Genomic DNA, 25,762 nt, shown 5'->3' with positions numbered 1-25,762 from the left:
GGGTGGCGTAGCCGGTGTCCAGCGCCAGTCGCGCCAGGCTCAACTGGCATCCGCTGCTGTGGGTCCAGGTCTCACCCATAAGCTTGTTCAGAGCCGACCAGACCTCGGTGCGAGCGGTGTCACCCATCAAGATCCGGTGCTCCACCAGCCACGCGGCTTTGCCACGCCCGAAGGCCCAGACAGAGACTTCGATGCGGTCCTTCTGCACGTCGGCACCGGCAGTGAGCATCAGGCCACCCGCGGGTACGGTGCCGATACGGTAGTCCTCGCGACGCTCCAGCAGGCGCTGCCAATCCGGCGCTTCGCCCTCTTCGACCCAGGTCTCACCCAGTTCGGTGTTCTTGAAGGTCTTGATGGCCGACGCCGACCGACTGTCTGACATCGCAGCCGACTCCCACGCCCGCGCGATCTCGATCCAGCTGCGCCAGCCCACCGGGCTGTAGAGGCTGGAAAGATGAAACCCGGCCGTGCGCCCAGCTTGTTCTGGCGCGCAGGCCTGCCACTGACCGTTCTCCAGCATCCATGTTTTGTGGTGCTCGGCAATCGGTTCACCACAGCCTTCGCAGATGTAGGCCGCTGTTTCGGGCTGGCCGCGCTCCCAGCGCAGTTGCTCGAACCGCAGCCACTGGCGGTGGTCGCAGTGCGGACAGGGCACGAAGTAGCGGCGCTGGTCCGATGCCTCGAACTCGCGCTCCACTGCACTGGCCCCGGCAATCGTCGGGGTCGAGACGATCAGGATCTTGCGCCGGGCAAAGGTGCGGGTGCGCGCCTCGGCCAGGGAAATCGCATCACCTTCGCCTTCCACATCCAGCGGGTAGCCATCGACCTCATCGAGAAACAGGTAGCGCACCGGCATGGAACGCAGGCCCACCGCGCTGTTGGCGCCGGTCATCACCAGCACGCCACCATGGAACTCTTTGGCCAGGATGGTGTTGCCGGAGTCCCGACTGCGCGCCGGGGCGATGCGCTCCTGGATGGCCGGGCTTTCCTCGATCAGCGCATCAATGCGCTGCTTGGAGGCCCGCTTGGCCATCTCCACCGTGGGCCACACCGCCATCATCGGGCCCGGGGCGTGGTGGATCACGTAGCCCACCCAGTTCAGGCCCAATTCGGTGCCGCCCACCTGCGCGCCTTTCATGAACACCACCCGCTCGATCGGCGACATGGGGGATAAGGCATCCATGATCTCGCGCAGGTAGGGTGTGCGGCTGGTGCGCCAGCGCCCTGGCTCCGAGGCGGCCTTGCTGGAGAGCACCCGGTGCTTGTCGGCCCATTCGGACACCGTGAGCAGCGGATCGGGGGTGAGACCCTCGCGCCAGGCACGCTCGATGGCGTCCCAGCCTTCGTAATACAGCTCGTCCATGGTCAATCTACCTTGGCTTGCAAGTCGCCCAGGTCCTGAAGTTGCTGGCGCACGGCGGCGTCCAGCGCCACATGCAAGGCATGCGGATCGACACCGAGTCCGGCGGCCATCTGTGACGAAATGCGCGCTGGCCAGTTGAGCCAGGCATCGCGCTCGGCACGGGCCAGCTTGAAGACATGGGCTACGGCCTGCGACCGATCGACCAGTTCGCCCTTCAATCGGGCCAGGCGTACTTTGTTGGTTTGCGCCTTGACCACCTCGTTGACGGTCCGGGCTTGCAGCAGTGACGTGCCGCCCGATGACAGCGCCGGGGTGGGCGGCTCTGGCGTTTCCCGTTGTGGTCGTGCGGCAGCTTGCGGAATCTCGCGGGTGGCTGCGGAAACCTGCGGGGCCGGTTTGTCACTGGCGACATCTGCCACCGACCGTCGGGTCGGTGTGGTGTTGGCTGCCCACTGGGCATCGGCCACCACCGGATCGATGGTGCCGTCCGGCAACTGGCTGATGCGCCCGGTGTCGATGGCCTTCTTGACGGCCACGTGCGACACGCCGCGATGGCGCGCGTAGGCGCGAATGGACAGTCCCATGGTGTTGATCTACTCAGTGCAAGTGGGTGGCCTCCTGTATGCGGTTTTTCATGCAAAGGCGAGTGAATCACCCGGGATTAAAAAGCGCTTGGCTTCTGTGGCGCACAGCGCGTGAATGCGGATGTCGATTGACAAGCAACCCACCACCCAGGAGCCCCACATGACCAAACAGAAGCAGCCCACCACACTCCCCCCCGACGAGATCGAGCTCTTGCTCGAATCGATTGCCCTGGACCACCTGTTTATCGAAACCCTGCAAACCCGCCACCGCGACAGCCTGGACTTCCACGACGTCAGCGTCTGGGGTGTCAAGAGCGCCCTGCAAGCCGCGTTTGATGCTGGGCTGCGTGCGGCAGGCGGCGCACCGAAGCAGGCCGTGCACCGCGTGCGCAAAGTCACCGCAGCACGTCAAACCAGTGGCAACGGCAGCGCCACTGCCCTGCATGCGTGAGGGCGCCATGACCACCGCACTCAACCCCAACCAGCAGGCCATCCTGGAGCACGCCGTTCAAGACAGCGGCGGCAAGATCGCCTGGTTCCCCGAGCACATCAAGGGCGGCGCCCGTGCCAAGGTGCTCGAAGGCTTGTTCAAACGTGCCCTGATCACGCCCGATGGCGATGACTGGGTGGTGGCTGCCGAGGGCTACGACGCCTTGGGCCTGCCCCGACCGGGCGCATTGCCGCCGACCATCACGTTGGACGATCCGGAACTGGAGGCCGATGTCGCCAGTGCAGAGGCCAGTTGGCAGCAGCCCGCCAAGGACAAGCCGGTTCGCACCCGCGCCGACAGCAAACAGGCTCTGGTCATCGGCCTGCTGCAACGCCCCGAGGGCGCCACGATCGCGCAGATCATGGAGGCCACGGGGTGGCAACAGCACACCGTGCGCGGGACCCTGGCCGGCACGCTCAAGAAGCGCCTGGGGCTGACCATCACATCAGCCAAGGAAGCTGGTGGTCAGCGCGTGTACCGCATCGAGTCCACGTCCGCAGGCACCGCTACCGTCACCACTACTAAATCGGAGGCCGCATGAACGCCCACCCCAACTTGGCGCGCATCGATGAGCTGGGGCGGCGCCTGGCCGACCAGGCGTTTCGCACCCTGATCAGCCTTTGCCCCGAAATCCGCAGCGCCAGCCCAGCGCGCCAGGAGGCGGTGTGCGCCGCGATGAGGGCCAAGGTGGCACCAAGCATCGACCTCCTGCTCGAAGACGCGCGGCTTGCGCCCTGTTTGGCCGAAGCGGCGTTTCACAACGCCGTGCTCACCCTGGCACTGGCGGGCGTCGAAGCCTTGCAGTCCAAGGTCGCCAGCCCCAAGTACCGATCCAACAGCCCAACCGCCACTCAAACCAGAAAGGCACTTCATGCCCAGCATGTCCATCACCATTGAACGCACCCCCTTGACCCTCCAGTGGGAGGGCCGGGAGATTCAAGTCGAGCAGCTCGGCATCCGGCTGCCCTTTGCGCGCAAGCCCGAGAACCTCAGGGACATGAGCGCCAGCGGCGACTACCTCGTCTACGTCACCGAGACCCGGACCATGACGCCTGAGGAGTTCGATGGGTTTGCTGCCAACCTGCTGGTCTCGCGCGACTGGCTGGCCGGCAAGGGTGGTTATGTCGGCCAGGGGCGTTTGTGCGTGGAAGTCCATGCCCCCGGACGCCCGTGCCTCTATGTCGATCCGTCGGGCGGGGACTACGCCCGCTACGCAGCCCGTCTGGGCTAGTGGCTCTGACGCCACGCTGCCCATCTTCTGCAATCAAAGCCTTGGCTTTGCATCGGGACAGCGCGTAAATGGGGTCATCGCCCAACGATTGAAGGAGCCCCACCATGACCCTCGACCTCGACACCCTCATGCGCCAGATGACCGAACAAAGGGCCAAAGACGCATTGCTCACCGCCCGGTCCACCCTGGAGCGCAGCCTGCGCGAGTTGGACCATTACATCGAGCGACTCGACACGGCCGAGACGCCGCACGACAAATCACAGGTGATGAACTGGGCGCTCAACGCCCTGGCCTGCAACATCACGCCCAACCTGCGCTTGGACCTGATCGCCAACGCACAGGCCGAACTGGCCAGCGTCGCGAAATGATCACGCTCTCGATAAATGATCGAGAAAGCCTTGGCTTCTGTGCTCTACAGCGCGTCAATGGAGTCATCGCCAACACAGACATGGAGCCGACGATGACCACCACCCACATCCCTGCCACCCAGAACGAAGTCTGGGGCTTTTGGGGCACGATGAATGATCAAGCCGCAGCAGCTTGGCCGATCGCGATGACCGCGATTTCGGACGCCACCTTCCAGCCCCTCGAATCGGTGCGCGCCTTCCTGGACAGCCGCCATGGCCGTCACTTTGCCGACGATGTGCTCAACGGCCTGCACGCCGGATTGAACCTGCACGATGCGATCCACGCCGCCACCCAACGCTGGATGGGCTGGACCATCGGCCGCCTGACCAGCAAGCAGCACGGGATTCCCAAGGGGCTGCCCTACCTGACGGGCTTTGTGATTCACTGCGAGATCGTCGAAGAGGCCCTGGCAGACTGACATCACAGGTTCCATTTTGGTCCCTTATGGGCTATCATAGACCCATTCAAAGGAGGTTCGTATGGCCATCAATGTCAAACTGCCCGAAGCCTTGGTTGAGACCGCCAAGCGCTATGGCACCATCGAGCACCGCTCGGTGCCCAAGCAAATCGAATACTGGTCTCAGATCGGCAAGATCGCCGCAGAAAACCCCGATCTTCCGTTCAGCGTCATCCGCGACATCCTGATCGCTGACCAGGAAGAGCCCGTGGGTGAGTACCAGTTCGGCTGATGCGCGTCCTTGTCACACCGACCTTCGAGCGCGCCGTTAAAAAGCTGCACAAGCAGCAAAAAGCCGCGCTTGACGAGGCAGTTCGAACCATTGTCGGCCAGCCGGAAGCCGGTGAAACCAAAGTCGGCGATCTGGCTGGCGTGCAGGTTTACAAGTTCCGCATGGGCAACCTGCTGTGCCTGCTTGCCTACCGCATTCTGGATGAGAACACGCTCAAGTTGCTGATGGTTGGCCCGCACGAGAATTTCTACCGCGACCTCAAACGCACCGAGCATTGACATGGACTCAGGAGGCGAACAATGCCTCCTGTCGTTGTCTCATCAAAACGCTATCCAGGGCGAATTCGAATTTCGCATCCTCAAAGTAGCGGCACTTGACGCCACCATCACCATAGCGGACCCCGGGTACGCGCAGCGCAATGCAATCGTTGTGGGTATCGGCCAATGCATAGTAGGCAATCAGCCGGCGATCCAGGGCGACCAATGCCAGCACATCAAAATCATCGCTGCTGTACCGCCGTCGCCCACCTTTTCCAGCTCGACGGGTGTGAAACACATACAGCGGAGAGCCGCGGTTGAGCGAACCGGGTGTCTTGGGCGTCTTGGTGGATTTCACCTGAACCCGGATCACCCGCTGGCCGATGTCAACAGCAATGTCATACGGCACGCCTTGTGATGTCGGGTACGCTACCCAACCATTGAGCAGCAAATCTGCCATCACCAAATACTCACCCGCTCGGCCGATTTCCATTTCGGCGCTGACCCGCAGGTGGTGGTGCCGAACAACAGCAGTTTCGTCGATCAAGCCGTGGTCCTTGGGCTCAGCCACATCCAAGAAGCTGAGCTGCCTGATCACGCCGGAGCCTCCTGGATTGTGACCTCGTCGAAGACGCGTTGGCTGTATTCAGAGATAGCCTTGCCGCCACTGAATTCCTGCCAACGGCGAACAATGACATCGCAGTACTTCGGCTCCAACTCCATCATGAAGCAGCGGCGCCCCGATTTCTCAGCGGCGATCAGCGTGCTGCCGGATCCGCCAAAGCAATCGAGGACCACATCGCCTGGTCGGCTCGAATTGCGGATTGAACGTTCCATCAACTCGACAGGTTTCATCGTGGGATGAAGATCGTTGCGGGCAGGTTTCTTGATATTCCAGACGTCACCTTGATCGCGATCGCCACACCAATGCCGACTGCTGCCTTCCGGCCAGCCATACAGGATCGGTTCGTATTGACGCTGGTAATCCGCTCTGCCCAGGGTGAAGGTGTGCTTGGCCCAAATGATGAACGTAGACCACTTTCCACCGGCCGCGCGAAACGCGGCTTGTAGCGTGTCAAGTTCGCTGGAGGACATCGCAATGTAGACCGCGCCATCGCAGTGGGGCAACATCAGCGAGAGCGCATCGAAGACGAAGTCATAAAAACCCTCGCCCAAGTTGTCATTCAGGATAGGTCGGTGCTTACCACGCAATTTGTCTTTCGCGCTATTGGCATAGTTGACGTTGTAGGGCAAGTCGCTCCAGATCATCTGAACGCGTTGCCCGGCGAGCAACTGCTCGTAGCTGAATGGCTGCGTAGCATCACCGCAAACCAGCCGGTGATTGCCAAGAATCCACACGTCACCGGGTCGGCTGATGGCTGTTTCGCTCAGTTCTGGAATGGCATCCTCATCTGTATTGCCATCGACCGTGGTCTCTTCGCCCGCCATGATCTCGGCCAGCGCGTCGGCATCGAAGCCGGTGATGTCGAGATTGAATCCATCTTCCTGCAGCGACTGCAACTCGATGCGCAGCATGGCGTCGTCCCAGCCGGCGTTTTCTGCAATGCGGTTGTCCGCAATGATGAGGGCACGTCGCTGGGTGGGTGTCAGATGATCGAGGACGACCACCGGCACGGTATCCAGACCGAGCTTTTGCGCGGCGGCGAGACGTCCATGGCCCGCCACGATCACGCCATCGGACCCCGCCAGGATCGGATTGGTGAACCCGAACTCGACGATGGATGCCGCAATCTGCGCCACCTGCTCCTCTGAGTGGGTACGGGCATTGCGGGCGTAGGGCACCAGTTTCTCGGTGGGCCAGCGCTCGATATGGGTGGATAGCCAGGGTTCAGACATGGACCAACCCCGTTTCATAGACGGTCTTGCCCTGGTTCAGCTTGGCCGTGAGCAACTGGGTGCGCTCATTCGAGATCGCCACTGCCAGATGGGTCCACCGTCCGAACTCGTGAATGATCTGCACGCAGGGCAGCTTCAACTGGTGGGCGGCTTGGCACACGAGCAACGGCGTCATACCTGGCACGATGAGGTCAGCCGCACGCCCTTGCATGTGGTGACTGGTCGGACTGCCCCCAATGGCGCGGTTCAGCGCTGGCGAGCGGTAGCCGGAGGTGATCACCACCGGGCGCTTGAGGTGAACGCGCAGCGGCTGCAGTACCGATTGACACAGCCGACGCAGGTTCTCGATGACCTCGGGTGTGGGCTCGTTGGCAATGCCACGGCGAGCCGCCGTTTCTGAGACCAGAAACTCGGCCAGTTCGAAATGTTCAGACAGTTGCATGTTCGCTCTCTTGTCGATGCTCGGCTTTGCGTTGTTGAGCAACAACCTCAAAGGGTTCTGCGGTGGCGGCCAAGGTGACCGGCACGCCAGGGAAGTTCTGTTGGAAACGGAGCAGCGCCACGTCGACGTACTCGGGTGCGATCTCCACCGCGCGGCCCATGCGACCGGTGCGTTGGGCGGCCATCAGCGTGGTGCCGCTGCCGCCAAAGGGCTCAAACACGATCTCGCCTTCCTGCGTGTAGGCCTCGATGACCTGCACTGGCAGCGTCACCGGGAACACGGCCGGATGATCGATGTCCTTGCCGATCTTTCCCTTGTGGCGCATGACCCGGATGACCGAGTCGGGAATTCGGCAGTCCTGCGTCGGCTGGCCGGCAGCGGTCCAGCCGTTGACCTGGCCATCCTTGCCACGCATCGCGGTCGAGGATCCGTCGGCGCGCAGGTGCGTTTCCTGGCCGGCGAACTTGCAGGGCACGGTCTTGTTGGGTTTGCGCGTTTGCCGGTTGAAGTGGAAGATGAATTCGAAACTCGGTGCCAGGCGACCTTGCCAGTCACCGGGCATGCCTGGCCCCTGGTCCCAGACGTACCAGGCAAAACGTCGCCAGCCTTGGCTGCGCATCCAGTCGAGCCACTGATCCCAATACGGGATGAACTCGTTGTCACGGTGGATCAGGCCGAGGTTGACCAGCACCTGGCCATTGGCGGCCATGGGCACTTGCGCGAACACGCCGCGCATCAGGCCATCCCAGTCGGCAATGCCGCCAGAGGTGTAATCGCGCTGGTTGCCGTAAGGGGGCGAGGTGAAACACAGGCTGGCCTGCTCGCCCTGCATCAAGGTGGCGACCACGGATGGGTCGCTGGCATCGCCGCAGATCAGGCGGTGCTGGCCCAGTTGCCAGACATCCCCTGGTCGGGAGATCGGCTGCTTGGGTGGTTCGGGAACGTCGCTTTCCTCATCGGCATCCGACTCATCTCCAGACTCGCTGCCTTCACCATCACCCAAGTCGGCCAGCATCTTGGCCAGATCATCATCGTCGAATCCGGTGAGCAGCAGGTCGTATCCGGCCTCAGACAGCTCCGCCAGTTCAAGCGCCAGCAACTCGTCATCCCATCCAGCGTCAAGCGCCAGGCGGTTGTCGGCGATCACGTAAGCACGCTTTTGCGCCGGGGTCAGGTGGCCCAGTTCAATGACAGGGACGTCCGCCAACTCCAGCTTGCGCGCCGCCGCCAGGCGCCCGTGGCCGGCGATGATTCCGCTCTCGCCATCGACCAGGATGGGTTGCGTCCAGCCAAACTCCACGATGCTGGCCGCGATCTTGGCAATCTGCGCCGGAGAATGCGTGCGCGGATTGCGCGCGTACGGCAGCAGCGCATCGATCGGCCGGTATTCGATCTGCAGGTTGGGCGTCATGGAATTGAAAAACCCGCCGAGCGTTGCCGCCGGGCGGGTGGGAAATATTCAGGGGGTGGTAACTGTCTGGGGTGGTGGTAACCACAGGCCGGTAACCTGGCCGGGTGGTAACCTGTTTTTCAGGGCAGACGCTATCGAAATCTCGCGCTGTTGCCCCCCGCATACCGTTTTGGCCAGGAAGGACCCATCGATTGTCCGCAGGACTCCGCGATCATCTGATTGGCATCAGCCATCAGGTGTTTGCATCGCTTCGCATCTGTCGGGGTGCAAGGTTCGAGTCGGAAGATCACGCCCGCTGCTCACACCGCTGTCCTGACCATAGCTGAAACTGTAGGCCCAAACCGGGCAAAACGCGACAGGGGGTGTTTTGGCATCTGTCATCACCATCCCGCACCACCCCGCCCCCGCCATCGATTTGCCTCGACTTCAGTCAGTGTCCCTTGTTCAGGTGCAGAGTGACCAGATGGATGGCAGCGTCGTACCGTCGTTGGGCAGTTCTTGCCGCGCAGGCAAACCGCCGACCGATCTGCTCCCAGCGATACCGGTTCGAACGCATCCACACCAGATGCCGCTGCTCCACCTCCAGCCACTGCNGATGGATGGCAGCGTCGTACCGTCGTTGGGCAGTTCTTGCCGCGCAGGCAAACCGCCGACCGATCTGCTCCCAGCGATACCGGTTCGAACGCATCCACACCAGATGCCGCTGCTCCACCTCCAGCCACTGCACCCAGCGCATGGTCTCGAGCATCCGCTCCACCGCCTGGGGGCTGGGGGGCATGGGCCTGTACAGCCGCTCGGGATCGGGGTAGCGCTCGGGCACCTGCATGGCCAGCGTCATCCAGGGATTGAAGTAGCCACCAGGTCTGACCCGGGGCAGCTTGTGTGCAATCTCGGCAGCCTCAGCAAACCGGGCGGCCACATCGTCCACAGTCCATTCGGTTCTGGCCTCAGTCATGGCGCTTGCCTCCATCACCGTAGAGGCGTTCACCCAGACGACGGACGAACTGTTTCTCCACCCAGTCGAGCCGTTCGTCGTGCTCGCTGACCACCAGGATGTGATCGGTGCGCCAGCCCTCGCGTTTGACCGCGTCCAGATCCGGCGTGGTGGGCTGCAGATTGCCCAAGGGGCAGCGGTAGCGGTATTGGGGCACTTTCATGTCACACCACCTCTGTGGCCATCTCACGGGCCAGGTACAGCAAGGCGATGGCGTCAGCCTCGTTGTCGTCGGTCGGGGCATGTCCACGCGCACGGACAGATGCCACCATTTCGTCCTTGCTGGCGTTACCTTTACCCGTGGCGTGCTTCTTGATCGTGCCGACCGGAATGCCCTGGTAGGGAATCTGGTGGTGCTCGCACCAGGCAGTGAGCTGTCCCATGAATCCGCCGTAGGCATGGGCCGCGTCGACACCAACGTGGCGGCGGACCTCTTCGAACACGACTTGGTCGATGCCGTCGTTGCACTGCTTGATGTCGGTGAGCCAGCGCTTGAACCGCAGAAAGCGCATGCCGCCGCCTTCGAAGCGTTGGGGTTTGAAAGATTGGCTGCCACTGGTGATGCTGCCGTCACGGCTGGTCAGTGCCCAGCCGGTTTGTGTGCCCAGATCAAGGGCGAAGATGGTCATTGTGTTCATTGGTCACTCCTTGCGTTTTTGGCATCTGGTGACCGAAGGTGACCCGTTTCTCGTTATCCGCTCGCGCCTGCGCACGTACACGTGTAGAGAGATAACGATATGCCGGTCACTTTCGGTCACCCACTGGGGTCTGTCGATTCGGTCAGTCGTCGCGATAGGGCATGTAGCCGCCCGGCTCGCGGGGTTTGAGCGACAGGCCTGACAGGGCTTTTGCCCCGCCATGCAGGCGTGTGCGCGCAAACCCACGGTTGATGAGTTGCTGGGTGAGCCAGCGGCTGGTGCCCACGTACTCGCCACGCCGCTCAGCGCGCTCACGCCAGCGCTGGTAGATCGCGGAAATCGCTTCCCGCGCCACGGGCGACTGCTGGCAGTCCTCGTCCAGGAACTCACCAATCGCGTCCTCCTCTTCGAAGTACTCATCGGTGGCATCGAGCACCTGCTGGGGTGGGTCGAGCCGGCCCTGACGCTGCCACTCCAGACAGCCTTGAACTGCCCAAGCCAGGATCCCATCCCGTTCGGCCAGCAGCTTTTGCTGCAGGTGCTTGTCACGCCTTTCCGGTGGGACGGTGATCGTGAACGGGATCAGGTGGAGGCGCCGCTTCATCGCTTCGTCGATGTTGCGGATGGCTGGCTTGTGATTGCCTGCCACGATCAGCTTGAACTGCGGCATGAACTCGAAAAAATCCTGGCGCATGAAGCGCGCCGAGATCTTGTCGCCACCGGTCAAGCTCTTGACCTTGGACTCGGCCCAGCGTCGCCCTTGCTCGGTTTCGATGGCGGCGACAAACCGGGCCCCACGCAGGCTGGCCATATCGGTCGGGTGCCTGTCTGTGCGGGTCTCCATGAACGTGTCCATGGGCGCGTTGGTGGCGTAGTCCCCCAGGATGGTGGCCAGGGTGTTCACGAACACCGATTTGCCGTTGGCACCTGTGCCATACAGAAAGAACAGCGCGTGCTCTCGTGTCGATCCAGTCAGCGCATACCCTGCCATCCGAGCAAGATAAGCTTGCAGGGCCTGATCGCCACCCGTGACCTCATCGATGAACTGCCGCCAGGTGGGGCAATCACCCGCGGGGGTGGCCGTCGTGATCTTGGTCAGTCGGTCCAGACGGTCGTGGGAGCGCAGCACGCCATTCTTGAGATTCACCACGCCGCCTGGCGTGTTGAGCAGCCAGGGGTCGGCATCCCACTCGTCGGCGGTGGCGGCATGACGCCGATCGGAGCGTGCGAGCCGCTCCAAGCCAGCTACCGTGCCACTGCTGGCGAGTTTGGCGGCCACCCGATGAGAATCGGCCTTGAGTGCGGCCTCCCGACAGATCTGGCGCATCAGGTGGTGCGCCGCCAGAGTCTCCTCGGTTTGCCAGCGCTTGCCGGTCCAGAACACCCACTTGCCCCACAACGCGACATAGCGCCAGTCCTGGGCGTACCGACCCGAGAAAGTCAGCGCCAGCGCGTCTTCAGTGGCCCAGACCGATTGCTCGGTCGGATCTGCTGCCGGCGTGGTGTCTGGCGTTGAAGGCTGGAATTGGATGCGCTCACCGTGGGCAAGGAAAGCCTCCACATCAAAGCCCTCAGCAATGGCGTCGGCTGCGTCCCAGCCATCCGCACTTCCTTGGGGGTCTTGCGACGTAGGATTGGACGGCGGCATCAACACCGCGCAGTGCTGGGCTCCTGCTGCCATGACCGCCTCGGCGGCATTCATGGCGTACTCCCAGCCGGGTTTGTCGCGGTCGGGCCAAATCAGTACATGCTTGCCCTGCAGGGGTGACCAGTCGGTCTTGTCGATGGGCGCGTTGGCACCGTGCATCGCGGTGGTCGCGCAATGGCCAGCGTCGATCAAGGCCTGGGCGCATTTTTCGCCCTCGACCAGAATCACCCGGTCGGCATGAGCAATGCCAGGTTGGTTGAACAACGGCCTCGGATCGGGCGGCGCCATTTTGCGACGCTTGGCATCCCAAGGGCGGAATTCCTTACGTCCAGGACTGGGCTCATAGCGATACACGCAGGCAATCAGACTGCCGTCAGCGGCAAGATAGTCCCACTTGGCGGTGGCTGGACCCAATTCATCCACCGGCGCGCTTGCCTTGCGTCTGGCGGGTGACACGGCGGGCGCTCGGCCGAGCAGTTCCCGGGCGAAGCTGAGGACGGCCGCGAAATCACGATGCGTGTCCCAATGGCGGTGCGCAGCGATGAGCGCAAAGACATCGCCACCATTACCCGTGGCGCGGTCGATCCACAGGCCCGCCCGTTCACCATCCAGCTCGATCTCCAGACTGCGACCTGGACTGCCCAGCACATCGCCAACGACGAATTTGCCGTGTGTCACCTTGCCCGCCGGAAATAAAGCAAACAGCACGCCCTCGAGCCGTGCCATCAAGGCCGATCGCAGTTCATCCCGCTCGGAATTTCCGCTGGGTGATGGAGCTGCGGGTTCTTGGTCGTTGAAATCAAGCATGGACACCTCCTTCATCGGTGTCTGCCGGATTCAAGTAGCCAGCCTTGGTCGCGATCTCTCGCATGAAGTTGGAGGACAGACCGACCTGGTCGCACCACAGCTCCAGGCGCCCGTCTCGAAAGAAACGTCTGGCCTCAGAGCGCAGATGTTTCGAGGGCGAGCACAGGTCAATGAACGCCTGTTTGATAACAGCTACGACCAGTCGCGACTCCGGACACACCACAGCCACATGGCGCAGCAGCAGACGCTCCAGCAGGGATGCACCAATCAAGGGTTTCTGGCGACGGGCGGTCACCGTCAATGCCTCGATGACGGGTTGAGGAAGACGCGCATTCATGACTGCACCCCCGATGCGCTCACACCCTGCTCGCGCCAACACCGACGCGCCCAGGCGCAGTACTTGCACTCGTAGAAACTCGGCTCAGACGCCACGCGCGGCAGCAATTCACCAGCCTCGGTCGCCTGGATGACTTTGACAGCGCGATCAGACATGCGCTGCGCAAGCGCTGCATCAAACGGCACCAGCTCCAACCAAAGCTCCTGGGTGTCCTTGTTGATGGCGGTGAACAACGCAGGATGAGATGCGATGCCAGGAATGCTCGGCTCCATGTAGGCTTGGTAGATCACCATTTGCGCGGCGTAGACTGGCTTGGTCACGGCCACGCCCTTTTTGGCGGTGTCGCGCCAGCTCCTGTCGTTCATGGTCTTGCACTCCCAGAGCATGGGAAACGACAAACCCAGGTTGGGAGGGGCGCCGGCGATCACGCCGTCGACATGCCCCTGGATGCGACCACCCGCGACGGAGAAGCCAAATTGCTCGCCATCCTGCTTGCGGGTGTAGAGGTCGAAGCCAGCCAGGCGCAGCCAGCGAATGGCCAGGTCCTCCATGACATGGCCGACTTCAAAGATCCGCAGCGTGCGACCCGGCAGCTCGGCACCGTCGTCCACCGGCGCGTCGACGTACTCGTATTGCAGGGCGCGCTCGCAGGGCACACCGAGGCGTGAGGCGCCCAGATAGCGCCGGCGGGCCTGCTGGCTGCGCTCGGCTTGCAAGGCTGCATCCAGCAGCATTGACACCTGCTCGTGAAATTTGGGTTGATGGTTCAGGTCGATCATCAAAATGGAATCCTGTGGTGATCGCCACCCGTGCTGGCAGTGGCCTTGCGGCTGGCGAGTTGTTCAAAGAAAGTGCGATCGCGCTCGACCATGCGTTCGTGCTCAGCCAACATGTGGGCCTGATAGGCGTCGACCACGACCTCCACCAGGCGCAGGACTTCGTCCTTGCCGTAGTCGGCTAAAGGGCGATCCATGCCGATGGAGGCGACGTACTCACCCAAGGGAGCCAGTGCCGATTGCATGGCGGCGATCTCCATGTCGCTGGGATCAATCACGGCATCCTCCTGAAACGGGGTCAGGCGCTCCATCAGTCGGGAGAAGACGTTCTGGCACCGCATGGAGCAGAACACCCACCGGTCGTTGTAGCGGCGGGGGTCGGAACGCCGTAAGCGTGGGTTGAAATACCCCAGGCCTTTGGCTTGACGGGCGCACACAGCACATCTCACGCAGCCTCCCGAAACTCGGCCATCACCGCATCGTTGGCTGCGGTAACCAGGCGCTGAATGGCCGCCTTGTTGAACTGGAAGGTCAACAGCGCTGAGACCTGATAGCGGGTCAGGCTGAAATCCGCGCGCAGCGGCGCAGGCAGGTAACGCAGTTGCCCAGGTGTGGGCGACTCCTGCAACCAGCGACGGGTCTTGTGAGCGGCATCGTCAACTTCCTGGTCGTTGAGCCAGTCATTGGCCTGGGCCAAACACACCGTGCGCTCCCCTGCACCCAGCAAGCGGGCGGGCAGTTTTTCGGCACCACCCACCGCGTACCAACGCCCACCCAGGAAGAAGACACCCGCCCAGGCTTTGAAACCGGTGGCCAGCAGCGCGCAGTCGTCGCCGAAAAGGTCGCACCAGGCGAAGTTGGAGCGCTTGAGCAGATCGATTTCGGTCATCACAAAATCGCTGATTTGGTGACGTGCTTCCTCGATCGCCTTGGCAAAGCTGTGGCCACAGAGCGGGCACTCGCGACTGGCTATCGGTACTTCTGCATCGCACTGCGGGCAGTGCTTGGTCGGCGCCACGCCATCACCGGCAAAACCATCCAGATCGACTTCCTGCTCCAGACTGCCATGGCGCAGGGAGGCGGTGCCGAAGTCCAGGACCACGCAATCGGTCTTGACGACGCCAGGGTGCTCGGTAGGGTCGACCACGCGCAGGCCACGTCCGACCATCTGGATCAGCGTGGACTTGTAGGAGCTGGGGCGCAACAGCACGATGCAGGAGGTGGGGGTGTAGTCATACCCTTCCGTGAGCACGGCCACGTTCACCAGCACCATGACATCGCCAGTCTCATACGAAGCCAGGGTGAACTGCCGTTCGGCAGGTGTCATCTCGCCATGAACCACTGCGGCCCGAACCCCCGCCGCGTTGAAGGCCTGGCAGACGGCATGGGCATGATCGACGGTGGCAGCGAATGCAATTGTCTTGCGACGGGCGGCATGCGCCTGCCAATGCTGGACCACCGCTGCATTGACAGGCGTGGTGTTCATGATCGACGCCACGGCGTTCATGTCGTAGTCGTCGGTCAGTTTTCGCACGCCGTCGAGTGCGTCACGCGTTCCGACATCGACCACGAAGGTGCGCGGTGGGACCAAATGCCCAGAGCGGATCAGCTCGCCCAACCTGATCTGGTCTGCGACATTGGAGAACACCTCACGCAGGCCCTTGCCATCCCCGCGATTGGGCGTAGCAGTCACGCCGTAAATCAGCGCATGCGGGTTCTTGGCCAGGACCGAGTCGATGACCTGTCGGTAGGTGGGCGCCGCGCAGTGGTGAGCCTCATCGATCACCAGCATGTCCAGCGTGGGCATCTGCTCCAGATTGCGTGCCAAGGTTTGCACCATGGCAAAGGTGGCCTGACCCGACCACAATTTCTGGTGGGCATCGAAGACCGAGGTGCTGACGTGCGGATTGACGCGGCCAAACTTGGCCAGGTTTTGCGCGGTCAATTCGTCGCGGTGCGCCAAGATGCAGGCCTTGGCGTCCGGATGTTGAAGAAACTCCCCGGCGGTGCCGGACAGGCAGATCGTCTTGCCAGCCCCAGTCGGCGCCACACCGAGGGTGTTGCCATGGGCCTTGAGAGCCGTGACGCAGCGGGTGACGAACTCCCGCTGCCGAGGACGCAGCATCATGGGTAGTCCTCCTTATTGCGCCCAGGCAGGACGAGTGGGAACGGCTGGCGCCGATGTCATAGGGGGCGTACCGGTGGGAGCCGAGGGCGCTTGGCTTGGGGTGCGCATCGGCTGCCCCATCAGAACGGCATACTCTTTGTGATCCGGCTGAATGGCGGCCTTGATCACGTTCTTGTCGTCGCCGTTCTGATCCTTCTCGACATCAATGCGGGCGACAAACTCCACACCATCCAGATCGGCAAAGCCCTTGATGCGGCGCGCACTCTGCGCCTGTGGCGAGTTGTCTGCCGGATGTATGCCTCGTGCCGAGTTCAGGATGGCGCGCAGGAAGCTACGCCCGATATGGGTCCACTCCGGGCCCTTGGGACTGGACAGGCCAATCAGCCCGAACACCACGCGTTTGGCAAACGGTCCCTCCAGAATGGTGAACTTGGCGTTGAGATAGATCGCACCGGTCTTGTCGGAACGGGTCGCGTAACCGCCAGTCCAGCCTTGGCTTGGATCGTCATACCCACCCGGGCGAATGGCCATGATGACCTTGGCCAGGGTTTTGGGTGGGATCAGGGCGTACTCGCGCTGGTCTTCGGCATCGTTGAAGTCATTCCAGGCGGCGTTGTTGCTGTAGCTGTTCATGAATACTCTCCTGCTTATTGCGCGCGCGGCGCAGTGATCTTGGAAATGAGGCGGCCCAGATGCGGCTCCTCGACGACTTCCAGTCGTCCGGAACGGTCTTTGGCGGGGTAGCCCCAGGGGTTGATGTGCTGGCAGACGAAGGCGCGATAAGGGGTGCCGTCATCCGACTTGAGCACCACCATCGAGATGACCTGATCGACAATGCCGGGCAGTTCCAGCGCGGCTTTGGAGCCTTCGATCTGAGGGCTGAACACCTTGCGGTTGAAGTCATCGAGCTTTTCGTCGAGGATCCCGACCAGCCAGATGTCCTTGTCACGGACATGCTGCAACTGGGTGAGCCACCCGACCAGTTCGCTGGCATGCAGGCCATAAGCACCACGCGTGTCGGGCTTGCCGGTTTTTTCGGAGAAGGCCTGCGGCTGCCCCTTGGCCCACTGCAGACACAGGCGCCCCGCAACCGTGATCGAGTCCACAAAGATCAGCGAGTACTTGGCCAGCATGGCGGGATCGCCATACAAGGCACACACTTGGTCGTAATGCGCCTGGCTGTAGGACTGGTCGTCACGCAGCGCGGGGTTTGGGCCACCGATGTAGCAGGCCAGATCGCGGCATTCCTGCCAGGTGCGTGGCCGCACGCTGTCGCCAGGCCAATCCAGCACGGCCAGATCGCCAGCCTCCAGGTCAATGAACAGGGTGCGGGTCGCATCGGCGGTTTTGAGCAGCGTGGTTTTGCCCACACCTGATGGCCCAAGAATGACGCCCTTGGAGCCGCGCTTTTCTGCGAGGCGCTGCTCGGCGGTGATGAAGGGAAAGCTCATATCAGACCTCCCCACCAAAGATCTCTGTGACCTTATCCGTGCCTAGCGCGCCCCGGGCGCGGGCCAGATCGTGCAGGCGGCGCAAGGAATGCAACTGGCAGGAGATCTCAGACGAGCGGGCTTCCAGGCCCTGGATAGCGAAGGCCAGGTCATCGACGGATGCCTGATCGAGGGGAAGGCGGTCAATGTCGGTCTGCCCGGCGTGACCCGGGACGCGGATGGTTTCCGGCAGGTCCGACAGGGACAAGGTTTTTTTGCGCAGGGATTCGATGAGGTTTTTGAACATGGTGATTACTCCGAAAGCAGGGCGAGACGGAAGCTGGGCTTGCCCACCTTCACGGTTCGCGCGGGGATGAATTGCTCGCGCAGGGCACTGGCCCAGGCGGAGAACTTGGTCTCTGAGACGCGATAACTGACGTCGATAAATTCGCGGGGGTTGTCGCCGTTGGCGGCAATGCGCGCATCCAGGTTGGCCAGCAGCGCCTGATCCCATTCGACTTTCTTGGGCAGGTCGGCCGTGATGCGCACCTCGCCGTCATCGAAATGGACGACACCGCTGTCTTTGCCGGCGACCTGGCGCAGGTGCTTGGCGCGCTCGGCATACTTCAAGTTCAGGGCGTGTTCGATGTGATCGACTTCAGCCTTGGCAGTGGCCAGACGGTCGGCGGCCAGCGTCTTCAGCTGGAAAAGGCTGCGGGCATCGAATGCGGCCAATTCGGTCGCCGGGATGGACAGCAAATCCTCGTGTGGAGGGGGTAGATGGCGTTGGCTCATGCAACACCTCCGGCCATCACGCGCGACGACGTGCTGCTGTGCAGACTCCTCGCCTCGTACTCTTCGATGTCCTCGACGCGGTAGAGGACGCGGCCCTGCAATTTCAGGTACACAGGCCCGATACCGGCGGATCGCCAGCGCTCGAGCGTGGCCTCCGCGACATTCCAGCGCTCAGCCAGCTGGCGCTGATTCAGGTGTTTGACACTCACGTTCTTCTCCTTTCAGGTGATTGCGAAAACGTGAGTGCAGTTTGGGATTCAGGGGGTGGGCAAACCGGTGGGCAAGGTGGACGCAAAGGGTGGGCAGATCGGGCAATTGCTGCCCGTGCCAGCATCCAGATGAAAAAAACGCCTGCAGTGGGCGCAGGCGGACAGATGAGGAGCCGAAGGTGAAGAGAACCTGTTTCTGCCGTGATCAGGCCATCGGCCGAAACCCCAGCAACTGTCGCTGCTCATCCCAGTCCACAGGCACGTCCGCCTGCCGGCCCCGGATCGCGTGAAGATTGAGGTGGCGCGGCTGCCGCCCATCCAGAATGGCCTGCACGATGTCGGGGGCGAGGCGCGTGAGCCGCAGCACCTCGGCGACCCAGCCTGGCTCTAGCTTCAATTGCCGCGCCAGATCGGTGGCATTGGCGACCTCACCGCTGTCGAGCAGCTTTTGCCAGTAGAAAGCCTTGCCGATCGTTCGGATCATGGGCAGGTCAAATGATGAGCGGACCTTGGCATCTTCCTGGCCAGGCGGCGCAATCAGCAGTTTGCGGGTGTGACGACGCTTGATGGTCAGGGGGACGAAGGTGACCGCTGAGCCCTGGCTCTGGTATTCACGCGACGGACCCGATACGGATATCTCAATCTTGCAACGTTGCGGGGTGGATTGGCTCATGCCATCACCTCTTCATCATGGCCGAGGCGCCCCATGGCGGGCGCATCTTTCTGCTCCACCACAAAGGGGTGCTGGGCCAGTTCACGCCGGAATCGGTGCCATCCGTCTTCACGCCAGACAATGTCGAGGCCATTCGGGTGCAGTTGCACACGCTCGATCAGCAGCCGCATGATGCGGTGCTGCTCCACCGGGAACATCTGCGCCCAGATGTCACCGATACGGCGCATGGCCACCACGATCATGGCTTCATCGAGTCCGGGTTGATCCTGCATTGCCAGCACTTCGCGCCACACGCCGATGATCATCTCGGGCTCCTGCAACACGCGCAGAACCTGCATCAGCACAGCTGATTCGATTTCAGCGGCCGGCATGGGCCCCATGCTGCGCTGGCCAGGGATGCGTGATGCACCAGCGGTCTGGCGCTTTTCCAGGTAGGGAACGTAGTAGTGGTACCGCTTGCCGTTTTTCTTCTGCGTGTAGGTAGGTAGCATGCGCTGGCCGTCGGGGGCATAGAGGAATCCCGCCAGCAGCGCCGGCGTCTCGTTGTACCGGTCACGGGTCGTGCTGCGCTTGCGTTGCGCAATGATGGCGTCGACCGCCTCCCATTGCGCCGTCGAGATGATGGGCTGGTGTTGGCCTTTGAAAACCTCGCCCTTGTGCGTGATCTCACCCAGGTACAGGCGATTGCGCAGCAGCTTGAACAGGTACTGCTGATCAATGATCCGACCGTGGTGGAACTTCCCGGTCTGGGTTTCCCAGGACTTGGTGGTGTGGCCTTCGACCTGCAACTCGCGCACCAGACGTGCGGCCGATCCATGCTCGGCGTAGCGCATGAAGATATCGCGCACCAGCGCTGCCTCTTTGTCATTGACGACGAGTTTGCGATCCTTGACGTCGTAGCCCAAAGGCGGCACGCCGCCCATCCACATCCCCTTGGCCTTGCTGGCGGCAATCTTGTCGCGGATGCGCTCGCCGGTGACCTCGCGCTCAAACTGGGCAAAAGACAGCAGGATGTTGAGCGTCAGGCGTCCCATCGACGTCGTGGTGTTGAACTGCTGGGTCACAGACACGAACGAGACTCCGTGCCGATCAAAGACTTCCACCAGTCGCGCGAAGTCTGGCAGGCTGCGCGTGAGGCGGTCGATTTTGTAGACCACGACGATGTCGATCTTTCCGTCCTCGATATCGTCCATCAATCGGCGCAGCGCGGGCCGCTCCATATTGCCACCCGAGAAGCCGCCATCGTCATAACCATCGGCCACAGCGATCCAGCCTTCATGGCGCTGGCTGGCAATGTAGGCAAGCCCCGCATCACGCTGCGCCTCCAGGCTGTTGTATTCCATGTCCAAGCCTTCATCGGTGGACTTTCGGGTGTAGACCGCACAGCGCCGCTTGGGCGTGATCGCTGGCGCTTGCGTATTGGGATAAAGGGCGGGTTTTCTCATACGGACGCCCCCCGCTTGGACGGCTGGCGCAGTCCGAAGAATGCCGGCCCAGACCACGCGGTGCCGGTAATGGCCTTGGCCACCCCAGACAAGCTTTTGTAGGCACGGGCCTGGTATTCGAAACGCCCATCGTCCAGGACTTTGACCTGATGGGCAATGCCGTTGTATTCGCGGATCAGGGTGGCACCCGGCGCCAACTGGTTTTCTGCTCTGCGCTTCTGGTTGGGCACCTCGCCGGTCTCACCGATTTTTTCCAGGCGGCGCTTGAGCGATGAGGACATGGCACCAAACGCCTCTTCCTGAATCTTGTAAGCCAGCCGACTTTCAAGCCAGGTGCGGTGATGGTGGCCAGGGCGACGATCAAAATACTGATCCCAGAGCGCCCAGAGGTTTTCCATCGGCAGGTAGGGCAGTTGCGCCAGCCGTGCAGCCACGGTTTCTTGGCTTGCGTGTGTCGTCATACGGAAACTCCTTCTTGTTGAGACGGGTTCGTATGAACGCGCTGGTGGCTAGTGAAGCCAAGCGGAATGTCGCCAGCCGTGGCTTCATGCTGACATGGGCTTGCCACGGTGGGAACTGTGTGTGCCCGGAGGATGCCGGCAGCGAGCAGTTGCGCGATTTCCTGGCAAGGCGAGCGCCCAAGCTCGCGGGTATCGCGGTGGGCGGATTTGGTAGGGTGTTCGAGAGGTGTCATGGCAGGCTTTCGTGATGAAAAACTGCCACCATTTCACCGGCTGGCCACCGGATTTCCGAGCAGGGAATTGCGGCCTGCTGCGGGTGATTGCGAACGGAGGTTAGCCGTTGCGGATGGGCGCTTGCTGGTGACAAACGCCACCGAACCATCCGGCCGTGCCGTCAGCGCACCGGCGGTTGACCGTTGCGGACGAAACGATCGAAGGTGTTTTCAAGGCCGTCGTCGTCATCGTCCGTCTGGTTGCGCTCCCAAGGTTTGACCTCGGGCGGGAGGATCAACAGGGTCATCGTTTGACGATAGAGATCAGACGCGATGCGCATCTCCCGCGCCACCATGCCATCGGGCTCCTGTGGGAACCAGATGCGTGCATCGATCGGGGTGCCTAGTCGATCGACATTGGTATCGGTGTCCAAGCGGGTGGCACTCCTTGCGGGAAGTGGCCGTCGCTGACCATTGGCCAGCCGTTTGTTCAGAGAGATGGAGAGCCACTTGCCGGACCCGCTGCCGGAAGCCCACTGGACGATCCCGTTCTGGGACATGACCAGCACCGCACGGTGGGGCGTGAGCTCGAGCCACTTCAGTATGGCCGACGTCATGGACACGCCATACCGATCCGCGCATGCACCGAGCACGTCCAGATCGATGGTTGCCCCGTGGATCTGCCGACGGAAATCATCCGCAGGCATCAGCAGGTAGGACGCAAACGTGTTCGCTTCGGACTCAATCTTTCGCTCGTCGCTGTCCCACTGAGTGGTGTCCACCTCGCTGCAGTTGAAAGACGTCTGCAGATGGCGATGCACCAGGTAATGCCCCAGCTCGTGTGCCAGCGTGAAGCGGATTCGCCCCGGTGAGCTGATCGCCTGGTTGTAGATGATGGCCCAGTTGCCCTTGCCCGGCGCATCGGCATTCAGGTTGAACAGCGCCCCCTCGAACTCCGGGTCCATTGCCTCGCCCTGAATGGTGATCGGCTCGCCGGTCTGGAAAGTACCCGGCACTTCCCGAATCAGCGCTTCCACATCGACCGGGAATCGGTCGCCTCCATGGACGGCGTGAAACTGATCCAAGAGCTTGTTCAGCCGGTTGGCCCAAGGCGCCGGCTTGTTGGGCGGGGCACTCATCCTTGGGTTTTCTTGAGGGTCTTCAGGATCTCAAGGAGCTGATGCTTGGTCTCGGGCTTTAGCGTCTTGTAGTTGCGGAAGAACGCCTTGTCGAAGGCGTCCTCCGGCTGGTCTGCCAGCTCGTTGTGCGCCAGGAACTCTGGCGTGACGTTCAGGACAGCGGCGATGCTGGCCAGTTTTTCCATGGTGGGGTTGGCATCGTCGTTGTTCTCCAACTCCCACAGATAGCTCTTGCTCATGCCGGCTGCGGCGGCCAGTGCGTCGAGACTCAACTTCTGCTCACGGCGCAGTCTGCGAATTTTGTCACCCAGTGGGGTTGCCACGGTTTCTCCTGTGTTCTCTCAGCCCCACGCGAACAGGGGGACGGGTAGCGTTTTGCACAGACCGAGATATTACGTTATTTCGAACGAATCCGCACCGGCTTGACAACACAATCATCCACCGTTAAATTCCATCAAACACCCGATATAGCGAACAAATACATTTTGCTTTGTTGTGCAATACGGTGTTGAGAACAGTGTAACCAACCCAGGCCTCTCGCGCACACAAGAAGTCATCGGCACGGCGGCCCAGCAAAAAGGAAAAACAAGATGGCCGCCTTCAACTACCGCCAACTCATCCGCCAAGTCCCAGCGCACGCCTGGAAGTTCTACCTGCAGTCTCGCAAGTTGGAACTGCCCGCCGATCCTGTCGACGATAAGCTGGTCAATGCCGTTACTGAGATCATCGATGCCCTGCCTACCGTCCAACGAGAGGTGTTGTACGCCGAGATGCGGCGCGTGCATGACTTGGCCAACGGGCGTGGTGTCGATGCCCTGCGCAACACCGCCCCACCGGACTCCGCGATCCACGAGGATTTCACGAAATTCTCCAGCGATGCCGAGCGCGCCTTGTGGGTCATGGCCAACTGGCCTGACCTATTCGCCACGGCCGAGGCGATCTACGCGGTGAGCCTGCGCATTGGCAAGCGTGGGTGGAAACGCTTGCAGGTGCCGCCCGTCGATGCGCTGTTCCGTGGCCAGGAAGACATTCGCGCCCTCGAGGTGGCACTGGCCACCGCATTCACGCCGAGCAAGGGGACGCCGCGCGCCTGTCAGATCGACACCTTGGACCGGCATCTGGATGGTGGCGTGCAACTGGGCATCCTCATTGAGGACAACGCCCAGCGTCAGCTTGAATTTGGCGACGACAACCGGGCGCACTGGCGTGACGTCAGACCACCCATGGCCATGGATGTCGTCATCTACCCGGCCAGCGGGGTGATTGATGTGCTGGCGCCCGGTGGTGCCAAGACACAGCAGACCTTGCTGGAGCACCTCGGCAAGCATGTATTCAAGCAGGTGCTGCAGCCCCAGGACATCGAGAAGCCGATGTTTTTACTGAACCGTCTGCGGGATGGCTTCGAGCTTTTCGATGACCGCGAATGTGACCTGGCGGCACACCGGGTTGAGCGCATCCGTTTGTCACAGGCGAAAGTGCGGGCCATCCATCCCCCGATCTGCGACTACCAGATCAAGCCGCCGGGGGAGAAAGACGCGCCCGATGTGCTGGCCTGTCTCGCTGCTCAGCAAATCAGTCCCATCCTGATGGGACAAGGCTTCAACATCATCGACGCCGTTGTCTCGCTGTACTTCGAGCCGCTGCAGCCGGGAAAAGCCAGCCGGGTGCTGCACATCGATCTCAAGCAAAGCGGGATTAGCAATCTGCGGGACATGGAAGAGGCTGACGCCCGGCTGGTGGAATCGCTGCTGCGCGCACTGGGTGTCATGCAGTCACCCGCGACGGCCAAGCTGGCGGAGGAAGCCGAAGGAGTCATGCATGAATGAGGCGGTCGCGGTCATGAACGACCAGGGGCTGGCCGAGATCTGCCGCCTGCTCGAGCGTGAAGACATGCTGATCTCCCCCGACGCGGTCTGGCTTTCGAGCCGGCCCGGGTTCTATGGCCATCTGCTGGCCCTGGACGCCATCGCCGTCAGCCGCGAGCGGGCACTGGACATCCTCTGCCCGGAGTGCGGCACCGAGGCCATGCGGCCGCAGCCACACACCGCGCCAGATTCGCAACCCTATCGCGGCTACTGCCCGGAATGCGGTTGGGTCGGACTGGCGAATCAACAGGCGCACTTTTGGCAGGTGCAACCGCAGAAGCTGGCCAAGTGGTTGTCAGCAGGATTGGGGTTGGCCCCGCGCTATGCCGTCGAGCCGATCGTCGACAACGTCTTGTGGCGGCTGGGTGAGTTCGAACATCGGCGCCGCCGTCACACGGTGTTTTTTGCGCGACGCCTGAGTGCGATGCCCGAGCAGTTGGCGGCCAAGCTGACGCAATTGGTCGCACCCGGTGCCGAGGTGATCATCACATCGGATGATCCAACATCCCTGGTCGGGACTGCCTTGAGCGATCGCCTTCTGGTGCCGCTGCGGGCCATCGCCCACATCCGCAAGGCTGGTCTGGTGATCGAGAACTTGGAGGCGTACCTGACTCGTCCGGCACCGGTGCAGGAATCGGCGGAGACCTCCCTGCGTCTGATGCACACGCAGCGTGTCGCGCTGATTGATGGTCAGGCAATCGATCTGTCGCCTCAGGTCTACCTGTTCCTGAAGGTCCTGGAAGACGCCGATGGGGACGAGGTGCACAAGCGACACATCGCTGCAGGGCTCGGCCTCGAGCCTGGTGCCAGCTTCCGGACTGCAGACATTTTCAAGCGGCATAAGCAGGTCTACGCCACCTTCGTCGACAAAGACGACAAGGGGCACTACTGGCTCAAGCCTGAGTTCGTGATTTTGGAAAGGGGGTGACTGAACCGATCCCTCTTCGCACCCGATGTACAGCATCCACCCAACCTTGAAAGGATTTTGAAATGGCCGGCAAGAACCAACACGTAGTGAAGCGCGACGACGGCTGGGCCGTCCGTGGCGAACGCAACCAGCGAGACACCTCGCATCACCGCACCCAGTCCGAGGCCGAACGTGCCGCCCGGGACATCGCCATCAACCAGCGCAGCGAAGTGCTGATTCATGGTGAGGATGGTCGCATCCGCGAGCGCAACAGCTACGGCAATGATCCTCACCCGCCCAAGGGCTGACGATCACCGCCATGCAGGCATCGGGTTCGACTATTGGCGGCAGGTGGTCTATGCGTCGAACCCAGTGCAGCACTTCGGTAGCAAGCGCTTGTCGTGAAAGGGTTTCTGCGTGTGCTCGGCTGGCGAAGTTCTCGGATATTTTTTGAGAACCGAGAGCGGAAAAGGGTCAAACTAGGCCGGTAAGTAGGCGCCTTGTGGCTGGCCTGCCGGGGCCTGTAGCACACGCAGAATCGACGCAAACCGCGCACAGCCTGGGGA

At 62.0% G+C, this 25,762-nt stretch carries 35 protein-coding genes; 11 read left to right on the top strand and 24 right to left on the bottom strand.

Annotation, left to right across the window (positions count from 1 at the left end):
- Positions 1-1,363 (bottom strand): phage terminase large subunit family protein (locus HZS63_RS12325; RefSeq protein ID WP_180684314.1); only part of this gene is annotated, 1,363 nt, incomplete at its 3' end.
- A gap of 2 nt (positions 1,364-1,365) precedes the next feature.
- Positions 1,366-1,947: an elements of external origin gene (locus HZS63_RS12320; RefSeq protein ID WP_180684313.1), complete on the bottom strand. Its 582-nt coding sequence runs from the start codon at positions 1,945-1,947 to the stop codon at positions 1,366-1,368.
- A 160-nt stretch (positions 1,948-2,107) separates the two neighbouring features.
- Here HZS63_RS12320 and HZS63_RS12315 point away from each other — a divergent pair, with 160 nt between their 5' ends.
- The 8 genes from HZS63_RS12315 (at position 2,108) to HZS63_RS12280 (ending at position 5,043) form a co-directional block, all read left to right on the top strand.
- Positions 2,108-2,398: a DUF6900 domain-containing protein gene (locus tag HZS63_RS12315; RefSeq protein WP_180684312.1), complete on the top strand. Its 291-nt coding sequence runs from the start codon at positions 2,108-2,110 to the stop codon at positions 2,396-2,398.
- Positions 2,399-2,405: 7 nt separating this feature from the next.
- Complete coding sequence (locus HZS63_RS12310) at positions 2,406-2,978, top strand: DUF3489 domain-containing protein (protein WP_180684311.1); 573 nt, start codon at positions 2,406-2,408, stop codon at positions 2,976-2,978.
- Positions 2,975-3,334: a hypothetical protein gene (locus tag HZS63_RS12305; RefSeq protein ID WP_180684310.1), complete on the top strand. Its 360-nt coding sequence runs from the start codon at positions 2,975-2,977 to the stop codon at positions 3,332-3,334. Before HZS63_RS12310 ends, HZS63_RS12305 begins: the two co-directional genes overlap by 4 nt.
- On the top strand, positions 3,309-3,668 hold the full coding sequence (locus HZS63_RS12300; RefSeq protein ID WP_180684309.1) for a hypothetical protein: 360 nt from the start codon (positions 3,309-3,311) through the stop codon (positions 3,666-3,668). Before HZS63_RS12305 ends, HZS63_RS12300 begins: the two co-directional genes overlap by 26 nt.
- A 104-nt stretch (positions 3,669-3,772) precedes the next feature.
- On the top strand, positions 3,773-4,036 hold the full coding sequence (locus HZS63_RS12295; protein ID WP_180684308.1) for a hypothetical protein: 264 nt from the start codon (positions 3,773-3,775) through the stop codon (positions 4,034-4,036).
- Positions 4,037-4,128: 92 nt separating this feature from the next.
- Positions 4,129-4,494, top strand: a complete 366-nt coding sequence (locus tag HZS63_RS12290) for a hypothetical protein (protein ID WP_180684315.1) — start codon at positions 4,129-4,131, stop codon at positions 4,492-4,494.
- Positions 4,495-4,555: 61 nt separating this feature from the next.
- The gene (locus HZS63_RS12285; protein WP_011886397.1) at positions 4,556-4,765 is read left to right on the top strand and encodes a TA system antitoxin ParD family protein; all 210 of its coding nucleotides are present in this window, start codon (positions 4,556-4,558) and stop codon (positions 4,763-4,765) included.
- Positions 4,765-5,043, top strand: a complete 279-nt coding sequence (locus HZS63_RS12280) for a type II toxin-antitoxin system RelE/ParE family toxin (RefSeq protein WP_011886398.1) — start codon at positions 4,765-4,767, stop codon at positions 5,041-5,043. Before HZS63_RS12285 ends, HZS63_RS12280 begins: the two co-directional genes overlap by 1 nt.
- A 7-nt stretch (positions 5,044-5,050) precedes the next feature.
- Here HZS63_RS12280 and HZS63_RS12275 read toward each other — a convergent pair whose 3' ends face one another.
- The 22 genes from HZS63_RS12275 to HZS63_RS12170 form a co-directional block, all read right to left on the bottom strand.
- Complete coding sequence (locus HZS63_RS12275) at positions 5,051-5,620, bottom strand: group I intron-associated PD-(D/E)XK endonuclease (protein ID WP_180684307.1); 570 nt, start codon at positions 5,618-5,620, stop codon at positions 5,051-5,053.
- Complete coding sequence (locus HZS63_RS12270; protein WP_011886400.1) at positions 5,617-6,879, bottom strand: site-specific DNA-methyltransferase; 1,263 nt, start codon at positions 6,877-6,879, stop codon at positions 5,617-5,619. Before HZS63_RS12270 ends, HZS63_RS12275 begins: the two co-directional genes overlap by 4 nt.
- Complete coding sequence (locus HZS63_RS12265) at positions 6,872-7,321, bottom strand: D-Ala-D-Ala carboxypeptidase family metallohydrolase (RefSeq protein WP_011886401.1); 450 nt, start codon at positions 7,319-7,321, stop codon at positions 6,872-6,874. The genes HZS63_RS12270 and HZS63_RS12265 overlap by 8 nt, the downstream gene beginning before the upstream one ends.
- Positions 7,308-8,732, bottom strand: a complete 1,425-nt coding sequence (locus HZS63_RS12260; RefSeq protein WP_180684306.1) for a site-specific DNA-methyltransferase — start codon at positions 8,730-8,732, stop codon at positions 7,308-7,310. The genes HZS63_RS12265 and HZS63_RS12260 overlap by 14 nt, the downstream gene beginning before the upstream one ends.
- Before the next feature lie 430 nt (positions 8,733-9,162).
- Entirely contained in the window at positions 9,163-9,687 is a 525-nt protein-coding gene (locus HZS63_RS12255) for a DUF6362 family protein (RefSeq protein WP_219339183.1), read from the bottom strand.
- Positions 9,680-9,889 carry a hypothetical protein gene (locus HZS63_RS12250; protein ID WP_011886406.1) on the bottom strand — a complete coding sequence of 70 codons (210 nt, stop codon included), beginning with the start codon at positions 9,887-9,889 and terminating at the stop codon, positions 9,680-9,682. The genes HZS63_RS12255 and HZS63_RS12250 overlap by 8 nt, the downstream gene beginning before the upstream one ends.
- 1 nt (position 9,890) lies before the next feature.
- On the bottom strand, positions 9,891-10,364 hold the full coding sequence (locus tag HZS63_RS12245; RefSeq protein ID WP_180684305.1) for a crossover junction endodeoxyribonuclease RuvC: 474 nt from the start codon (positions 10,362-10,364) through the stop codon (positions 9,891-9,893).
- A 142-nt stretch (positions 10,365-10,506) separates the two neighbouring features.
- The gene (locus HZS63_RS12240) at positions 10,507-12,819 is read right to left on the bottom strand and encodes a phage/plasmid primase, P4 family (RefSeq protein WP_180684304.1); all 2,313 of its coding nucleotides are present in this window, start codon (positions 12,817-12,819) and stop codon (positions 10,507-10,509) included.
- The gene (locus tag HZS63_RS12235) at positions 12,812-13,156 is read right to left on the bottom strand and encodes a hypothetical protein (protein ID WP_180684303.1); all 345 of its coding nucleotides are present in this window, start codon (positions 13,154-13,156) and stop codon (positions 12,812-12,814) included. The genes HZS63_RS12240 and HZS63_RS12235 overlap by 8 nt, the downstream gene beginning before the upstream one ends.
- Positions 13,153-13,935, bottom strand: coding sequence for a hypothetical protein (locus HZS63_RS12230; protein WP_180684302.1), 783 nt, complete (start codon positions 13,933-13,935; stop codon positions 13,153-13,155). The genes HZS63_RS12235 and HZS63_RS12230 overlap by 4 nt, the downstream gene beginning before the upstream one ends.
- Positions 13,935-14,369: a DUF6511 domain-containing protein gene (locus HZS63_RS12225; RefSeq protein WP_343039991.1), complete on the bottom strand. Its 435-nt coding sequence runs from the start codon at positions 14,367-14,369 to the stop codon at positions 13,935-13,937. The genes HZS63_RS12230 and HZS63_RS12225 overlap by 1 nt, the downstream gene beginning before the upstream one ends.
- A gap of 8 nt (positions 14,370-14,377) precedes the next feature.
- Positions 14,378-16,060: a DEAD/DEAH box helicase gene (locus HZS63_RS12220; RefSeq protein WP_180684301.1), complete on the bottom strand. Its 1,683-nt coding sequence runs from the start codon at positions 16,058-16,060 to the stop codon at positions 14,378-14,380.
- Between the two features lie 12 nt (positions 16,061-16,072).
- The gene (locus HZS63_RS12215; protein WP_011886413.1) at positions 16,073-16,693 is read right to left on the bottom strand and encodes a hypothetical protein; all 621 of its coding nucleotides are present in this window, start codon (positions 16,691-16,693) and stop codon (positions 16,073-16,075) included.
- 14 nt (positions 16,694-16,707) lie between these two features.
- Positions 16,708-17,511, bottom strand: coding sequence for an ATP-binding protein (locus HZS63_RS12210; RefSeq protein ID WP_011886414.1), 804 nt, complete (start codon positions 17,509-17,511; stop codon positions 16,708-16,710).
- 1 nt (position 17,512) lies between these two features.
- Positions 17,513-17,797 (bottom strand): hypothetical protein, encoded by a 285-nt coding sequence (locus tag HZS63_RS12205; protein ID WP_011886415.1) that lies wholly within the window; start codon positions 17,795-17,797, stop codon positions 17,513-17,515.
- Between the two features lie 5 nt (positions 17,798-17,802).
- Entirely contained in the window at positions 17,803-18,285 is a 483-nt protein-coding gene (locus HZS63_RS12200; protein WP_180684300.1) for a hypothetical protein, read from the bottom strand.
- Complete coding sequence (locus HZS63_RS12195) at positions 18,282-18,494, bottom strand: MerR family transcriptional regulator (RefSeq protein WP_011886417.1); 213 nt, start codon at positions 18,492-18,494, stop codon at positions 18,282-18,284. Before HZS63_RS12195 ends, HZS63_RS12200 begins: the two co-directional genes overlap by 4 nt.
- A gap of 205 nt (positions 18,495-18,699) precedes the next feature.
- Positions 18,700-19,167, bottom strand: coding sequence for a hypothetical protein (locus tag HZS63_RS12190; protein WP_180684299.1), 468 nt, complete (start codon positions 19,165-19,167; stop codon positions 18,700-18,702).
- Entirely contained in the window at positions 19,164-20,612 is a 1,449-nt protein-coding gene (locus tag HZS63_RS12185; protein WP_180684298.1) for a recombinase family protein, read from the bottom strand. Before HZS63_RS12185 ends, HZS63_RS12190 begins: the two co-directional genes overlap by 4 nt.
- On the bottom strand, positions 20,609-21,073 hold the full coding sequence (locus tag HZS63_RS12180) for a DUF2924 domain-containing protein (protein WP_180684297.1): 465 nt from the start codon (positions 21,071-21,073) through the stop codon (positions 20,609-20,611). The genes HZS63_RS12185 and HZS63_RS12180 overlap by 4 nt, the downstream gene beginning before the upstream one ends.
- Positions 21,074-21,467: 394 nt before the next feature.
- Positions 21,468-22,424: an ImmA/IrrE family metallo-endopeptidase gene (locus HZS63_RS12175; RefSeq protein WP_180684296.1), complete on the bottom strand. Its 957-nt coding sequence runs from the start codon at positions 22,422-22,424 to the stop codon at positions 21,468-21,470.
- Positions 22,421-22,747: a helix-turn-helix domain-containing protein gene (locus HZS63_RS12170; RefSeq protein ID WP_056929737.1), complete on the bottom strand. Its 327-nt coding sequence runs from the start codon at positions 22,745-22,747 to the stop codon at positions 22,421-22,423. Before HZS63_RS12170 ends, HZS63_RS12175 begins: the two co-directional genes overlap by 4 nt.
- Before the next feature lie 267 nt (positions 22,748-23,014).
- Between HZS63_RS12170 and HZS63_RS12165 the strand changes: the two genes are divergently transcribed.
- The 3 genes from HZS63_RS12165 to HZS63_RS12155 all read left to right on the top strand — a co-directional run bounded on the left by HZS63_RS12165 (position 23,015) and on the right by HZS63_RS12155 (position 25,504).
- Positions 23,015-24,250 carry a hypothetical protein gene (locus HZS63_RS12165; protein WP_180684295.1) on the top strand — a complete coding sequence of 412 codons (1,236 nt, stop codon included), beginning with the start codon at positions 23,015-23,017 and terminating at the stop codon, positions 24,248-24,250.
- Positions 24,243-25,217 carry a hypothetical protein gene (locus HZS63_RS12160; protein ID WP_180684294.1) on the top strand — a complete coding sequence of 325 codons (975 nt, stop codon included), beginning with the start codon at positions 24,243-24,245 and terminating at the stop codon, positions 25,215-25,217. Before HZS63_RS12165 ends, HZS63_RS12160 begins: the two co-directional genes overlap by 8 nt.
- 62 nt (positions 25,218-25,279) lie before the next feature.
- Positions 25,280-25,504: a DUF2188 domain-containing protein gene (locus HZS63_RS12155; protein ID WP_180684293.1), complete on the top strand. Its 225-nt coding sequence runs from the start codon at positions 25,280-25,282 to the stop codon at positions 25,502-25,504.
- Positions 25,505-25,762 lie beyond the last annotated feature (258 nt).

This window comes from Tepidicella baoligensis (assembly GCF_013432195.1).
GTDB lineage: Bacteria > Pseudomonadota > Gammaproteobacteria > Burkholderiales > Burkholderiaceae_C > Tepidicella > Tepidicella baoligensis.
Note: the sequence above shows the minus strand (reverse complement) of the source record. Positions and strands in the feature narration are given on the sequence as shown.